This window comes from Paenibacillus athensensis, from assembly GCF_004514475.2.
Classification (GTDB): Bacteria; Bacillota; Bacilli; order Paenibacillales; family NBRC-103111; genus Paenibacillus_AL; species Paenibacillus_AL athensensis.
The window spans coordinates 81,556-96,511 of sequence record NZ_MYFO02000017.1 but is presented as its reverse complement, the minus strand read 5'-3'; the positions used below and the strand labels follow the sequence as shown (position 1 = coordinate 96,511).

The following is a 14,956-nucleotide window of genomic DNA, read 5'->3' as shown; positions in this document are numbered from 1 at the left end:
TCGCCAAGCTGGATGCAGGCGGGCGCAATGCGATTGAAGGCAAGTTTGGCGAAGGAAAACGAAAATATGGACTGAACCGAATCCGGGCGCGACTCGAGCAAACGAGCGGGACCGTCATCGCCATGCAGTTCCTCGTGATGAACTTGGAACGCCGCTTGCGGCTTTTTTTCGTCTTCATGTTCAACATGCTGCTGAATCGTACCGCCTACAGGCGATTTGCTCTGTAATGTTTCGTTCAGCAAGCCCTAAAATAGGTTTCCGCGCACCGCGCGCGACTCCCCGGAGCACGGTGCCGGCCGTACGGCGGCCGCGTCTGACCTGATGCGCCGGTATAGCCCGGTTATCATGACCGCATGTTCCCTTAAATGAACACAAAGTCACCATTGACTTAATGTTCACTATTATGTACCATGAGTCATACGTTGTCAAGGTTCGTACAAAGGAGCGACTGTAGGATGAGCATGACCAAGCAGGAAATCGTCCGCTCGGCGTCCAAGCTGTTTTCGCTGCGCGGTTTCGGCGCGGTGTCGATACAGGATATCGCCGACGATTGCCGGATCGCCAAGGGATCGGTCTACAAATATTTTCCGTCCAAGGAGGATTTGTTTGGCGAAGTGATGGAGCAGTTTCTGAACCGTTATTTTGCCGAGGCAGAGCGGATGGCGCGGTTGCCGGGGCTGTCGGCGAAGGCGCATTTTGTGCAGCAGTTGGAGTTCCGCTTCCGGTATTTTATGGAGCATAAGCATATTTTGATTGAATACAGCGGTTCGCTTCGGCAAAACGACAAGTTCATTCCGCTGCGCCTGCGCACGCGGGGCCGGCTGATGCAGTGGCACAAGGAGTTGCTGGAGCGCGTCTATGGCGGCCTGGAGCTCGCGCCGTACATCTGGGACCTTGTGTTTGTGTATAAAGCGCTGCTGAAGGAGTTTTTGCAGTGGGTGATGGCGGAGCACGATCCACTGCCGATTGACCGGACCGCGCGTTTCGTGCTGGAGCGGCTCGACGCCGTAGCCGCTCACTTCCAGGCAGCGGGCGGTCAGCCGCTGCTTGGCCCCGCCGACTACGCCCGTTATTTGCATTGGGGCGCAGGCGGCGACTCCGCGGCGGACCGGGCCCGCACCGCCGCGGAGCTATTGGAGCAGCTAAGCGCCGCTGTCGCCGAACTGCCGGTCGGCGGCAGCGAGCAGGCGGAGCTGCTCGAGCTCTTGCGGCTTCTGCGTGTAGAAGCCGCCAAGGAGCGGCCCAGCGGGCCGCTCCTCCGCGCGCTGGTCGCCTACGTCGAGCGCGAACCGCAGCTGCAAAGCCTGGCGGCGCAGCTGCGGAACGTGCTCGCGCTGTAGGCGCGCGCGGGGTTGGCAAAGGCCCGTCTCATCCCTCGGGAGACGGGCCTTTGCTGTGGGTGCGGCGCTGGCAGGCTTCAGCGGCGGATGGACGCTGCGCAGCGGCGCACGCGCACCTGCCGCTCAGCGCACTCGCCACAGTGCCTCCCGGCACGCTTACCCTCACCGCGCTCAGGGCGTCCGCCCCCGGCGCGCCGTGTATCAGATGACCTTGTGCAGCCCGTTTTTCGATTCGCGATATTCCCATCTTTTGCTGGTTGGCGGCAGGTGTTAAAATAGAAGATAGCGAAATAGTTAGAAACCACCGGATCGCCACACGGAAAGGAGCAGCGCCCATGATGCAGCGGATCAGACGCAAAAAAGCAAGGCCGCGCTCAGCGTCAGGACGGTCGGGACGCTCGCGTCCGCAGCTGTCGTTGTCCAGCGCCCAGTCGCTTGGCGTACAAAGCGGCCGCATCGTCTATTTGCAGCGCACGATCGGCAACAAAGCAGTCGGCGCCATCGTCGCCTCGCATTTGAAGCCGCGCGAGCTCGGCCAGCAAAGCCCGACGCAGCTCATTCGCCGCGAAGTCGCCTTCGACGAAAGCAAGCGGTGTTATTTTTCAACCTATGCACCCGAGCTTTCGTTCAGCGAGCACATGGAGGCCCAGGAATTCGACAGCATCATGGATACGCTGAACCGCCACGAAACCTATATCGATATGCCGCTGGGGATGCTGGACCAGCTTCAGCGCCGGCGGCTCCAATCCTTTCGCACGACCGGCTACCCCGCCTGGCTGCCCGACAAATTCAGGGCGCTGCCGATTGTGCAGAAGCGATACCAGACCGTCGCCCACAAAATCGAGCAAAAGCGTCAGGAGCTCGCCAGCATGAACAAGTCGCCGATGAGCATGGGCCGCGCCGATGCGCTGGCCTTATGCGGACTGCTCAAGCGGCACCAGATCAACGGCGCGGCCCGCCTGGAAAAAGCGCTGCAGGACGCCGACGACGGGGACCGGTTATTCGGCTACCTGTTCCAGATCCACGATGCCGTCGAGAAGCTGAGCCAATTGCAGCTAAGCGCCGTGGAGGATATTGAGCCGAGCTCGCGGCCCCGCCAGCAGCCGCAGCCCCGCGCCGATTACCAGAAGATGGAGCGGCTCAAACAGGACGAAGAGCTCAGCTTTTACGCCGCGCAGCTCGATAAACGGGAAAAAGCCTTCATCGATGACAACGTTCGCTACAAGCAACCGGCCACGTCCGATCTGCTCCGCTTGCGCAGCAAATTTTCCAGCGATACCGCCGACACGCTGCTTGGCAACGAGCTGCCGCTGATGGAAGACGGCCAGCCGCTGACCGCGCATTACAGCGGAATCCAGAACAAGCTGCCGGCGCAAACGGACGGTCCGCCTGCAGACAGCTACGCCGCAGCTTCTTCGGGAGCCGGGCTGCAGCCGGCCCCTGCCGCCAAGCAGCCGGCAGCCGCTCCGGCCAAAGCCAACGACAGCAACAGCGCCGGCGTCCCAACGGCTCCGACGCCAGCCGCAGTCAATTACGACGCGATGGCGCAAAAATATGTCAACTATATGACAGCTTACATGCTCTCTCAGGATTTGAACATCCCGCTGCCTTACATTCCGTGGGCCGCGGCCAAGGGCAGCATGACCTTTGACGCCTGGAAGCTTCATCTGCTCGGCATCATGAAGGATTACGCCATTCCGTTTCCTGCATTTTAAGCGAATGCTTGCTTGTCCCAAATACAAAGATGCTTCCAATCCCACTTCTTCGTGGTTTGGAAGCATCTTTTACATTTTACAGAGCTGATATTCATAGATAATCTAGGCGTTTTGAAACACCTTATCGCGCAGACGCTGGCTGTCGTTTTACAAGAAGCCAGCGTGCTGGAGGCGCGCCCGGCGCTCCATCCGATTCCTGGCACGAGCCGTTATGCCGAATGTGGTCAAGACATTCCGACCAGGTCAAGCACTTGCAATTCAATCCGTTGTCCAGAATATGCAGCATCGACTCGATTTGATGTTTGCGCTCTTCCAATTCGGCGCGCTTAGCTGAGCCATCCTCTCCCACGCCTCGGAAAGCGGCGCGCCGGCTTCCAGCCCCTCCAACATCACGACCATTTCTTGGACACTGAATCCGGTCTGCTGGGCGATTTTAATAAAATGAATCCGTTCCAGCAGCTGCTCATCGTAACGGCGCTGACCGTTTCGGCGCACTGGCGGTTCCAGCAAGCCGACCGACTCGTAGTAGCGCAGCGTCGAAGCGTTCACTTCCGCTCGCGCAGCCAATCCCGGTACGAGACATGATCGCACCGGGACTTCCCGCTGCCGCCCTCAGCTCAACGCCGCGCGCACATCCCGCACGAAGCCGTCGCGATACCGCTCGATGCGCGCTGCAACCTCGGCCTTCAGCTCGGCCCGCGTCAGCGCCAGCTCGCCTTCATAACCCCGGCACGCATAACGGTATTGCTGGACGTCAGCATCGCCTCCCGTTCGTACAACCTGCACGTGCCGCTGCTCCATTTCCCGCTGGAGCTCGAGCAGCTTGCCGTTCATTCGCTTCACGATGATCTGTACCGCGACCTCCGCGCACCGGGCCAGCATATGATCGGGCTCCCGGAACGCCTGCGCCGCTTTGACAATCACCTGCTTCGCCAACGGCAGCATGATGTACTCGCGAATCAGCTCCGTATCGCGCTTCTCCGGCCTCGCCGCTATGGCCTGCTCCGCCACCGGCCGCTCGGCCCCTTGGGCGAGCAGCGCCTCCCGATGCTGCGGCAGCATCATCCGGCTCGATTCCCAGAGCCCGTTTCCCGTCAGCTTTTTGCTTTTCATCCTGCTGTGGCCTCCTCTACGTTGTTTACCTACTGGCTGTTGGCCTGCCGTAATCGGTGCCCCCGCCCGCCACATGCGGACCGCATCTGCTGCGAATAGCACCGAAAAAGGAACATATGTTTGTATTTTATTCTACAAAACCGCAGTCTATGCAGCAACGCAATTCTTTTTTCGTCGCCATGCAAGCTGCGTCCCTGTCCTCTCCTACGCCCCCAAACAAAAAATCAAGCGCACACCGACGACATCGGCACGCGCTTGATTCGTTTGCAAATAGAACTTACTCTGCTGAAGTCCGCTCGGCATCAGCTTGAAATTGTTCAAAATCGCCTGCCAGCCCGCTTGCTGCATCTCCACGGCATTCATTCCTTCGGCTTCGAATGATTCGATGACTTTGGTGCTGTTGTCTTGGCGGATAAACGTAATTTCCACTTTTCTGCCGTCGCAATCGTGTACACAATGCACTTGTTGACAACAATCTCGTCGTACACTCCGGCAAAATCAAAACCAAAGCTGCCGTCCTTCGCCTTCCATACGGGAGACAAATTTGCCTCCGACCTGCAGATCGTTTTCGGCAAACGGCGTGTGCCAGTCCTCGGAAGGCGAGTTCCATTTCGTGATGTGCTACTCCTTCCCTTCAAATCTGCCCTCCGAGAAAAAAGAACATTTCTCCAATCAATCGCCATGTCGGCTCATCAACGGTTCCGCTCACTCTGACTCTGTTTTTATATTTTTTTGAAATTCCGTTACAGCCATCTCCGTTAAATATCATCACTTTATTTTACATATTTCATCACCGCTCATTTATAATGCCCGCCGATCAGCTGCGCCCTTCTCGCCGCCTGGCCCGCCGCCGTCAGCGATGACGCCCGGACAAGCGCCGCAGCGCCGAACCGCTCCTTGATTTGATCGGTCACCTGATCCAGCGCGCGCTGGCGCGGCTTATCCTCGAACAGCGAAAGCTGATAGACGCTGTCGTCCGACAGAGCGCTCAGCGCAATGCCGACGCGGCGCACGGGCATGCGGTCCCAATGGCAGTAAAACAGCGTGCGGGCAGCCTCGTACACGTCATCTGTATGGTTCGTCGGGTCGGGCATTTTGCGCTGCCGGGAAAAGCCCGTCGGGTGATCGTAAGGGCTGCACATGCACGCCACCGAAACGACCTGCCCCATCTTGCCCTTGCGCCGGGCGTCGCGGCACACCTCCTCGCACAGCTCGCGGATGACGATATCGACCTCCCCCTCCCGGTAATCGCGCGGCAGCGTAAACATATGCCCGATCTGCTGCTGTCCGCGTTCATAGGTGCGCGGGTCGACCGGACTGTCGTCGAGCCCGTTGGCCGTGCGCCACATCACCTCGGCGTGAATGTCGCTTTGCTTGCCAAAGCGGGCGCGGAACTTCGCCTTGAGCGCCGCCAGCGGCGTGCGGGCGACATCGCCAATCGTCAGCATGCCCATTCGCGCAAAATGCGCCGTCATCCGGCCGCCTACGCCAAACATTTGGCTGACCGGCTGCGGCCACAGCAGCTCGGCGATTTCTGCACGGCGCAAGGTGAACACGCCGTCCGACCGTTTTTTCGCCCAGATGTCGGTAGCGATTTTCGCCATGATCTTGTTCGGTCCGATGCCAATGCGCACCCAAACTCCCGTTTGCTGCAGCACTCTCCGCTGAATCTCGGCGGCAATGGCCGGCGGCTCGCCAAACAACCGGCGGCTGGCCGTCACATCGATAAACTGCTCATCGATCGAAAATACCTCGACCAGATCGGAAAACTCCTTGTAAATGCTTGTGATTTGCAGCGACACTTCAATATAATGCTGCATGCGCGGCCGCATGATCACCAGATCCGGGCATTTCTTGAGTGACTCGCCGAGCCGTTCGGCCGTCGTTACCCCATAACGCTTGGCGATCGGGCAAGCAGCCAAAATAATGCCGGCCCGGCGCTCCGGGTCTCCGGCGACAACAACCGGCTTATTCGCGAGACCGGGATGGTCCGCTTTTTCCACACTGGCATAAAACGATTGGGCGTCAGAGAGAAAGACGACTCTCTCCTGCTTGCTGCTGGTCATGGTGAATTCCTCCCAATTGCCACAGGATGTTCATCAGCTCCGCCTTGATGAGCGGCCGGAGCATGGAGAAGCTTTTTTCGTAACCGCGATGCTTGTACTGGACGTTAACGCCGCCCGCATCCGTTTTGACATTCAACACAAAAATATCCAATTGACGCATGCTGGTCTTGTTTTGTGCCTGCAGGCCGTAAATCGCCCGCTCCACCTCGTCCAAGTGGTACAGCAGATGACGATAGATGAGTTTATCCTTGTGGAGCTTCAGCTCGCCCGCGTCGCGAGCAATCATCCCAAGCAGCATTGGCAGCAGCGCGTATTCCTTGATCAGCTGCAGTTCGTCTTTGGGCGTTGCCGGGGTCACGTTATTCACCTCCTCTTCGCGAAAGAAACAGGAACGTTTGTTTGTATTTTATTCTAAACAGAAATGGATTATGCAGCAACGCAAATGTTTTTTGCGGCGAAACGCAATATAAAAAACGCGCGAACATGACACGTACAGCGAACGTCCCAAACGGCATCGCCAGCCCCTTTTCAAAAAAACAATCACCCTATAATATGGAATATACGTACGAAATTCAGCACACAAGGGAGGGGAACACTGATGAAAAAAATGTCTATCGGCATGTCCATTGTCATTGCCAGCTTATGCCTGATCATCACATGGATACAAATCTGGGCGCCCTACAACATCGCCATGCATGCCCCACGAGAAACGAGCCTCATTGGCATGAAGGCACTGGGCTCCGCGATTGCTGCTTTTCTCAATATGATCGCTACTGCGCTTTCGCCTCTGGTGTGGATCGCCGTTTTTATCGTGTGCCGCGTTTTTCTATTTCGAGATATTCCGTTGAAAACCTGGCATGGCGTGTTTCTTGCAATCGCCACGCTCCCGTTGCTGTTCGTCGGCTCCTTTGTGTTCCGCTGGCCGTATTAGCGGGTGCTCCGCGCAGGCTCTATGACGCAGCATCGGCAGCGAAGGCTCACTAAACAAGGATAGGTGATTCAATTGGAAGCTGGAATAGACCTTCCTCTCCCTGCCCCAACGCAAACAAAGCCGATTTCTGCAAATCGGCTTGCACCTTAATCAACTATGCTCCATTTCTAACCCTAATTCGCCGCCTGACCCGACGCCTTGCGCAGCTCATTGGCCAGCCGATGGATCTCTTCCTTGGCTGCTTCATCCGGCGCAGCCTGATAGGCAGCGCTCAAAAACCCGATGATTTTGTTCGCATCGTCAGCTTGCATCATATAATCGTCCTCCTCTGTGTGAAGTGTATTCCACGAGCCTTCCTCGCCATTCGCATGGTCCAAATCAACCGTGATGCCATTCATCGGCAGACCCAATCCTGCAGGTCCGCAATCGTACTGATAGATATGCGCTCTGGCCGACTGCTTGCCCTGACTCCACGCCTTGGTCTGCCAAGCCCGTGAGCAAGCCTGCGCGTCCAGAACGGCCTCCACGACCGTATACGATCCATATACGCCCGTTGTATACGAAGGCGTCGCCTCCGCGGCCCCGCGAATGTACTCGATGATTGCGGGCAGCTGGGCCTTGCTGGCGTCAAAATCAACCGCAAAATAAATGCAGGAATTCAAGGGCTGTCCAACTTTTTGCGCCACTCCGACAGCCGTCGCGCCATCGGCTCTGCCGGCTGCACGACCGCCCAGCGCCCGATCGGCCGATACCTCAAACACGGACACAATATCCAGACCTGCCGCGTTGATTACCTTGACCTCGGACGCCGTCAGCGCCTTCCAGCCGCTTGGCACCAAATACCGGCACACGAACGCCATGCCATCCCTGGCAAATGCCGCTGCCGCAGCTGCGGTTAACGGCGTCGCGCAATCAAAGCCTTTTCTCATCAAAGACCACCTCACCTTATCTTGTACGATATGCGCGAAAGCGCACAGGAATCACGGCCAATGTGCCGCAATGACCGCTGAAAATCGACGCAGTCCGATCGCCTGATGTACAGATTTTCCAATGAAGGACCGACTCTTGTCAATCATTTGTTTTGCGCGCTTGGCAAGCGGCTGTTTTCCTCAATAAATCCATCCAATTTTACTTATTTTATGTGTATTGTTATGATTCCTCCCAATCGATATGGATGATCATTTTTTCATCCTGTATAATTTTGAATGATTCCCAATATACAGAAAGGAGCTCGCGCCAACATTCCATTATATTTCTAATCCAACTATTCAAAAGGAGCGTGTACATAATGAAAATCAAAAAAATGCTGCTTCATTCCGTCGTGTCGGTGGCTTCGCTGGTCGCGATCTTTTCGGCCACAACCTCCGCCTTCGCCAACCCGATCATTTATGAAAATCCGAAAGGAGCGGGCGGCTACAGCATCACCCAAACGTATTTGAATTTTGACAACTACGGCTTTATGGAGGGCGGCGTGCCGATGGATTGCTGGAAAATCAGCAACGACAGCAGCACCTCCCACACGTTGACGTTCTCTGTGGATACAGCGGGCGCATCGGGCGGTTTTGTCCTCTACGACACCACCTACAGCGGCACCAGCACCTACGTATTCGGGACAAGCGGCATCACTCCCGGCGCGCATACCTACACGGTCACGCTGACGGCGGGACATCAATACACGATGTACGTGCAACCAACCGGAAGCACGACGTACAACTATCATTTCACATGGTCGTAATCTCTTAAAATGTGAAAAAGACGCCGGACAAGCTTGCCGAAAGGCAGCCTGTGGCGTCTTTTTTGTCGTGTCGGCAGCAGCCGAATCTCTTGGGGCCTTGCGGCCCGAACCGGAGGCGTTCGCCCCTTCATACGCACGGCGAATTGTGCGCTCCACCGTTATGCTGCGGAGCCGATCTGCTTCAGACAGCCGATTTCTCCGTCAGCCTGCCCTGCTCCAAATACAGAATCCGGTCGCAAAAGCCCAGCACGCGTTCGTCGTGGGTCACCATCACCGCGCATTTGCCCGCTTCCTTGACTTCGCCGGCCAGCAAGCGCACGACGTCCAATCCCCGCTCCGCATCCAGACTTGCCGTCGGCTCGTCAGCGAGCAGCACCGCCGGATCGTTCATCAGCGCTCTGGCTATGGCCACCCGCTGGCGTTCGCCGCCCGACAGCTTCTCGGGATAAGCGCTGCGCCGATGCTCCAGCCCCAGCTTGTGCAGCAGCTCCCGCGCACGCCGGATTGCCTGCGCCTTCTCCATGCCGCCAAGCTTGGCCACGAGCAGCAACTGCTCCTCCACCTGCAGGAAAGGCAGCAGGTTCGCGCTTTGAAACATAAACCCGAGCTTGTGCAGCCGTAAATCGGCCAGCTCATGCGGGCTTTTGCCGCGTATCGATTCCCCGTCAAGCCGTACATCGCCGCCCGTTGGCGCCAGCAGCGCGCCGGCAATGGACAAAAACGTACTTTTCCCGGAGCCGGAAGGCCCCATCACCGCAACCAGCTCTCCTGCCGCCACCTGCAAATCAAGCCGGTCGAGAATCGTCCGCTGCGTTCCGCCATCGGTAAATGTCTGCGTAATCTGCTGCAATTCCAGATACGTTCTCATGCCGCCGCCCTCCCGATCGCGTCCAGTGCGTCAATCCGGCTGACTTTCCACAGCGATAGCAGCGACCCTGCCAGCGACATCGCCATAAAAGCGCCACAGGTCAGCGCCAGCATAGAAGCCTGCAGCCGGAACGGCATTCCGTCGGGCAGCAGCGCTTCCATCGCTCCGACCAGCAGCAGGCTGGTCAGCAAGCTACCCGCCGACAAAAGCAGCACCTGCAGCACGACGCTTCGGGCCAGATAAGCGTTGCGCGTGCCGATCGCCTTGAGGATGCCGAACAGATGGCTTTTCTGGATCGTTATAACGTAGAAGAAAACAGCCAGCACGAACGCCGAAATCACAAACAGGAATACCCGCATCATCAAAAGCGAACCCTGCTCCTCCTTATAACCCGGAATCGCCGCAACCGCAGCCGCTTTGCTCACCGCCTCCAGCGTCGGCAGCGCTGCGGCAAGCCGCTTCGCTCCGGCGTCGTCCGTCTTCACGGCCAGCGCATTATAGATGGCCGCATCTGCCGCATCGTCGGCTGCAACGCTTGCTGCGCCACCCTTCACGCCGGCGGCCGCGGCATCCGCAGCGACATCTGCTACGCCGGCCGTTGCGCCGGCGGCCGCTTCGCCGGCGGCGCTTGCCGTAGCTCCGGCCCGCGCGCTGCCGGCCGACGCCGCCTGCAACGCGCGCCAATCGCGCTCGCTCATCCAAACCGCGGGCGAATGGCTGAACGATTCGCGGCTCACAAAGCCGCTCACCGTCCACTGCCGGCCCGACGCCTGATCGGTGAGCACCGTCCCGATGCCAACGCCCGAAGCCTTCAGCTTGTCGTCGACAACGACCTGCCCCGCGCTGTCGGCAGCCAGCTTCGCTCCTTCCGTTACCGTCGGCATCAGCCAGCCGTCCGGCTCGACCGCCAGCAGCGTCACATCGAGCTTGCCGGCCGCACCCCCGGCTGTCACCGTCGTCATTCGGACGCCAAGCGGCTGCACGTTGTTAGCTCCCGCCGCGGCGCCGGCTTGCGCCGCTTGCTGACCGCTGACGCGGGAGCGGGTGAAGTGGTGGTCCGCTGCTTTTTCCATCATAAAATGCGTTGCCGTCATATTCTGAATCGAAGCCGCGTTATCGTAAGCCAAGCCTTGCGCAAGCCCGGTCACGAACAAAACCAGAAAAGCGACCAGCAGCAAAATCGTCGCAATCAATGAATACCGCGCTTTGGCGAAGCGCATTTCCCGAAGAGCCAAATACATGACGTTTCCCTCCTTTGTATAGCTCAAGTGTAGGAAACGAACATGAACGGCGCATGAATAGCGGATTACAAATAAGGAAGCGTCACCGTAAATCGCGCGCCTTGACCCGGCACGCTGCTGACCTCAATCCTGCCTTCATGGAGCTGCACAATTTTGCTCACAATCGCCAGTCCAAGGCCCGTACGCCCCGAAGCGCGTTCGCGAGCCCGGTCCGCGCGGTAGAAGCGGTCGAACAGAAACGGCAGATGCTCGGGCGCGATGCCTTCTCCCGTATCCTCCACGATCACAATCGTGTGCGACGGCGTTTGCTGCGCGCTCACCGCGATGCTGCGCCCGGCCGGAATATGATGCGCCGCATTGCCGAGCAAATTCATCCATACCTGCATCAGCAGCACCTCGTCGCCATAGACCAGCGTGGATTCGGGCACGGCCAGCTTGAACAGCAGCTCCTTCTCCTCCAGCTGCCACTGCAACACCTGCGCCGCTTGGCGGATGTGGCTGCGCAAGGAAAAGCGCCGTTTATTGAGCGCCTCCTCCCCTTGCTCCAGCGAAGCAAGCTGGAGCAGCTGCTTGCCCAGCATCGAAAGCCGGCGGCTCTCCGCTTCAATGATGCCGGCGTAATGCTCGCGCTGCTCCTCAGGCAGTCCGCGCTGCGACAGCACGTGAGCAAATCCCTGAATCGACGCCAGCGGCGATTGAATCTCGTGCGACACGTTCGCAACGAACTGCTGACGCGAAAGCTCGACCCGTCCAAGCTCCTGACTCATCGTCGTGAAATGCTCGGCCAGCTGGCCGATTTCATCCCGCCTGCCCGCAGGCAGCCGCAAATTGTACTGGCCTTTGGCAATGCGCTTGGTCGCATCGGTCAGCCGGGTAATCGGCTTGACCAGATAGCGGGTGCTGATGACGAAAAGCAGCACGCTGATAAGCACCGTCAGCAGACCGACCAAGGCAAAAAAAGTCCGCAGCTCGCCGAATTGCAGCAGCACGTCCGGCCGCAGGAACAAAGCATACCGCTGCCCGTCGGCTTGCACGGGAACGCCAACCGTGTTGCTCAGCCGATTATCGAAAAAACCGGAAATGAACGGCTTATTCGGAAATCCGGCGACGCCGTGGTACACCTCGCCGCCCAGCACAAGCGCCACCGCCTGCGCAGGCAAATCACGCTCGCGAAAGCTTCGCCCGTAGTAGCGCCCCTCCCCTTGCCCGTCCGTGACATAAATCTCATAGCCAAGCGCAGCGGCATTCGGCAAATACCGTTCCATGTCCGCCGGCTCCGCTTCGATAAACGCCTTCATCTGCTCAGCGATCGTGACTAGCTTGTCATCGTTATAGGGCTTGAGCTTCAAATGATAATATAAATTCGATGCCAAAAAGCCCAGCGTACTGCTGACAAGAATCACCGCCAACGTGATCAGCAGCACCCGCGAATATAAGGACTTCATTGGCGCTTCACCTCGATCTTGTAGCCGATCCCCCGCACCGTTTGAATGGCAAAATCGTCGGCGTACTCGGCAAATCGCTGGCGAAGCCGCTTGATATGCACGTCCACCGTGCGGTCGTCTCCCGCATAGTCCGCTCCCCACACGAGCCGGATCAGCTCTTCGCGGGAAAACAAGCGTCCCGGATGCTCGGCCAATTGAGCCAGCAGCTCAAATTCCTTCATCGGCAGCAGCCACACCGCCTGACCGTCGGTAACCTCGACATTGTGGCGGTCAATGGTCAGACGATTCATCCGGATCTTGTCGCTCGATGCCCGGTGATAGCGGCGGAACAACGCCTTGACCCGGAACAGCAGCTCCTCCGGCTCAAAGGGCTTGGTCACATAATCATCCGTACCCTGCCGGTAGCCCATCTCCTTATCAACGAGCTGGTCCTTCGCTGTCAGCATAATCACCGGAATGTCGTAGTGACGCCGGATATGCTCGCACAGCTCCAGTCCGTCCATCCGCGGCATCATCACATCAATAATCGCCAAATCAATCGGCTCCCGCTCCAGCATCGCGACGGCTTCGGCTCCGTCCTGCGCTTCATGCACCTTGTAGCCCTCGCGAGTCATCACATAACGCACCAGCGTCCGAATATGCGGATCATCATCCGCCAGCAGCAGACGGTTCATTCCGACAACCTCCCGTACCTTCCCCAGTTTCTTGTTAGCATAGCACAAACTACCTTGGCCAAAAAGATCGCTCCGCTCGTCCAAGCCTCGATAGTTCTAGGATGGCTTCTACGGCGGCTTTCAGGGCTCGTCTACGTGGTTCCTCGGCTCCCCAGCTACGCACGCCGACACCGCCGCGGATCGGCTACCCGGACAGCAAGCGCAAAGCTTGCTAAATCCGCTTTCCGGTGCCTACCCGCAGCGGCACGAGCGATTGCGCGGGCTCCGCAAGCCATTCGTGCCCGCTAAATCGCGCAAAAAACGGGCCGACGCCCGCAAAATAGACATTCGCCCATATCCGGCCCGGCAATAGCGGAATATCGTATCGATAGAAGCCTATAAAGGAAAGCGAGGTTCTCTTGTGCGCATTCATGTTGTACAACAAGGCGAAAGCTTATGGCAAATCGCCGACAATTACGGCGTATCCACCAGTCGCATCATCGACATCAACGGCCTGGAGCAGCCGGACCGGCTGGTCATCGGGCTCGCGCTGCTGATTCCCCCGGCATATCCGGCCTACACAGTCCGCCCGGGCGATACGCTCGGGGCGTTGGCAACGCGTTACGGCGTCAGCGTTGCCGCATTGGCCCGGGCCAACGGTCTGCCCGCTTCGGCGCAGCTGGCAACCGGCCAGACGCTGATCATTCCCGTTCAGCGCCATGCCGTGCAGCCCGGCGAGTCGCTGTGGAGCATTGCGCAGCGCTACGGCGTCTCCGTGCAGGCGTTGGCGCAAACGAACGGCATCGGCAGCCCCTACGTGATTTACGCGGGCCAGACGCTGCGGATTCCCGAGCCGCCCAAGCGAACGATCGACGTCAACGGCTATACGAACGTCTTTGGCGAACCCGCCGCCGAACAGATCCGGCAGGACGGGCCGCATTTGACGTATGTGTGCCCCTTTGGCTACCGCATTCGCGCCGACGGCACGCTGGAGCCGGCCGACGATCAGGCGCTGATCGCTGCCGCCTATGACAACGCCGTCGTGCCGATCCTGTCGATCACCAACTTTTCCGCCACCGAAGCCGGCTCGCAGCTCGCCCACACGATCCTGTCCAGCCCGCAGCTGCAAAACAAGCTGATCGACAGCATCCTCGCCACGATGGAATCCAAGGGCTATCGCGGCTTGAACGTCGACTTCGAGAACGTGCTGCCTGCCGACCGCGAAGCCTACAACGATTTCCTGCGGCTGGCCGTGCAGCGGCTGCATGCCCGCGGCTTTTTCGTCTCGTCGGCGCTCGCGCCCAAAACGAGTGCTGACCAGAAAGGGCTGCTCTACGAAGCCCATGACTACGCCGCACACGGGGCTATCGTCGATTTTGTCGTGCTGATGACGTACGAATGGGGCTACCGGCTCGGCCCCCCGCAAGCGATCTCGCCGCTGAATGAAATCCGCCGCGTGCTCGACTATGCGGTAACGGTCATCCCGCGCAACAAAATCCTCATGGGCTTCCAGCTGTACGCCCGCGACTGGCTGCTGCCGCACGTCAAAGGCCAGCAAGCGGAAACGTTCAGCATGCAGGAAGCCGTTCGCCGGGCCGTCGACCACGGCGCGCCGATCCATTACGATCCGGTTGCGCAAACGCCCTATTACCGCTACACCGACGAGCAGCAGCGCACGCATGAGGTCTGGTTCGAAGACGCCCGCAGCGCGCAAGCCAAATTCGATCTGATCAAATCCTACAATTTGCGCGGCGTCAGCTATTGGGTGCTTGGCTACCCGTTCCCGCAAAACTGGGCGCTGCTGGAGGATAATTTCCGCGTCCGCAAGCTGTTGTAATAAAAAAACAAA

15 protein-coding genes and 1 pseudogene are annotated in these 14,956 nt (G+C 58.6%); 6 read left to right on the top strand and 10 right to left on the bottom strand.

Going from position 1 to position 14,956, the window contains the following annotated elements:
- From B5M42_RS23025 to B5M42_RS23015, 3 genes are all read left to right on the top strand, one after another.
- Positions 1-227 (top strand): transposase (locus tag B5M42_RS23025; protein ID WP_230633099.1); only part of this gene is annotated, 227 nt, incomplete at its 5' end.
- 228 nt (positions 228-455) lie between these two features.
- Complete coding sequence (locus B5M42_RS23020) at positions 456-1,340, top strand: TetR/AcrR family transcriptional regulator (RefSeq protein ID WP_167690358.1); 885 nt, start codon at positions 456-458, stop codon at positions 1,338-1,340.
- 335 nt (positions 1,341-1,675) lie between these two features.
- Positions 1,676-3,055 carry a hypothetical protein gene (locus B5M42_RS23015; RefSeq protein WP_134757612.1) on the top strand — a complete coding sequence of 460 codons (1,380 nt, stop codon included), beginning with the start codon at positions 1,676-1,678 and terminating at the stop codon, positions 3,053-3,055.
- A gap of 258 nt (positions 3,056-3,313) precedes the next feature.
- On the opposite strand, the gene B5M42_RS23010 is transcribed toward B5M42_RS23015, so the two are convergent.
- The 5 genes and pseudogenes from B5M42_RS23010 to B5M42_RS22990 form a co-directional block, all read right to left on the bottom strand.
- A complete protein-coding gene (locus B5M42_RS23010) occupies positions 3,314-3,646 on the bottom strand; it encodes a helix-turn-helix domain-containing protein (protein WP_230633153.1) in 333 nt (110 codons plus the stop codon).
- A 21-nt stretch (positions 3,647-3,667) separates the two neighbouring features.
- A complete protein-coding gene (locus tag B5M42_RS23005; RefSeq protein ID WP_134757614.1) occupies positions 3,668-4,168 on the bottom strand; it encodes a hypothetical protein in 501 nt (166 codons plus the stop codon).
- Between the two features lie 306 nt (positions 4,169-4,474).
- Positions 4,475-4,789: pseudogene (locus tag B5M42_RS23000) on the bottom strand (SRPBCC domain-containing protein); the annotation flags it as partial.
- Positions 4,790-4,965: 176 nt separating this feature from the next.
- Positions 4,966-6,234: a DNA polymerase IV gene (locus B5M42_RS22995; protein WP_134757618.1), complete on the bottom strand. Its 1,269-nt coding sequence runs from the start codon at positions 6,232-6,234 to the stop codon at positions 4,966-4,968.
- Complete coding sequence (locus B5M42_RS22990; RefSeq protein WP_134757620.1) at positions 6,194-6,592, bottom strand: hypothetical protein; 399 nt, start codon at positions 6,590-6,592, stop codon at positions 6,194-6,196. The genes B5M42_RS22995 and B5M42_RS22990 overlap by 41 nt, the downstream gene beginning before the upstream one ends.
- 240 nt (positions 6,593-6,832) lie before the next feature.
- Between B5M42_RS22990 and B5M42_RS22985 the strand changes: the two genes are divergently transcribed.
- Positions 6,833-7,165, top strand: coding sequence for a hypothetical protein (locus B5M42_RS22985; RefSeq protein ID WP_134757622.1), 333 nt, complete (start codon positions 6,833-6,835; stop codon positions 7,163-7,165).
- A 173-nt stretch (positions 7,166-7,338) separates the two neighbouring features.
- Here the strand turns inward: B5M42_RS22985 and B5M42_RS22980 are convergent, their stop codons facing one another.
- The gene (locus B5M42_RS22980) at positions 7,339-8,094 is read right to left on the bottom strand and encodes a DUF1906 domain-containing protein (protein ID WP_134757624.1); all 756 of its coding nucleotides are present in this window, start codon (positions 8,092-8,094) and stop codon (positions 7,339-7,341) included.
- A 359-nt stretch (positions 8,095-8,453) separates the two neighbouring features.
- Here B5M42_RS22980 and B5M42_RS22975 point away from each other — a divergent pair, with 359 nt between their 5' ends.
- Complete coding sequence (locus B5M42_RS22975) at positions 8,454-8,900, top strand: hypothetical protein (RefSeq protein ID WP_209280809.1); 447 nt, start codon at positions 8,454-8,456, stop codon at positions 8,898-8,900.
- Between the two features lie 181 nt (positions 8,901-9,081).
- Here the strand turns inward: B5M42_RS22975 and B5M42_RS22970 are convergent, their stop codons facing one another.
- The 4 genes from B5M42_RS22970 to B5M42_RS22955 form a co-directional block, all read right to left on the bottom strand.
- Positions 9,082-9,768, bottom strand: coding sequence for an ABC transporter ATP-binding protein (locus B5M42_RS22970; protein WP_134757625.1), 687 nt, complete (start codon positions 9,766-9,768; stop codon positions 9,082-9,084).
- On the bottom strand, positions 9,765-11,009 hold the full coding sequence (locus B5M42_RS22965) for an ABC transporter permease (protein ID WP_134757627.1): 1,245 nt from the start codon (positions 11,007-11,009) through the stop codon (positions 9,765-9,767). The genes B5M42_RS22970 and B5M42_RS22965 overlap by 4 nt, the downstream gene beginning before the upstream one ends.
- A gap of 65 nt (positions 11,010-11,074) precedes the next feature.
- Positions 11,075-12,454, bottom strand: a complete 1,380-nt coding sequence (locus tag B5M42_RS22960) for a sensor histidine kinase (RefSeq protein WP_134757629.1) — start codon at positions 12,452-12,454, stop codon at positions 11,075-11,077.
- Positions 12,451-13,128, bottom strand: coding sequence for a response regulator transcription factor (locus tag B5M42_RS22955; protein WP_134757631.1), 678 nt, complete (start codon positions 13,126-13,128; stop codon positions 12,451-12,453). The genes B5M42_RS22960 and B5M42_RS22955 overlap by 4 nt, the downstream gene beginning before the upstream one ends.
- Before the next feature lie 400 nt (positions 13,129-13,528).
- Between B5M42_RS22955 and B5M42_RS22950 the strand changes: the two genes are divergently transcribed.
- A complete protein-coding gene (locus tag B5M42_RS22950) occupies positions 13,529-14,944 on the top strand; it encodes a LysM peptidoglycan-binding domain-containing protein (protein ID WP_134757633.1) in 1,416 nt (471 codons plus the stop codon).
- The last annotated feature ends 12 nt before the right edge of the window (positions 14,945-14,956 follow it).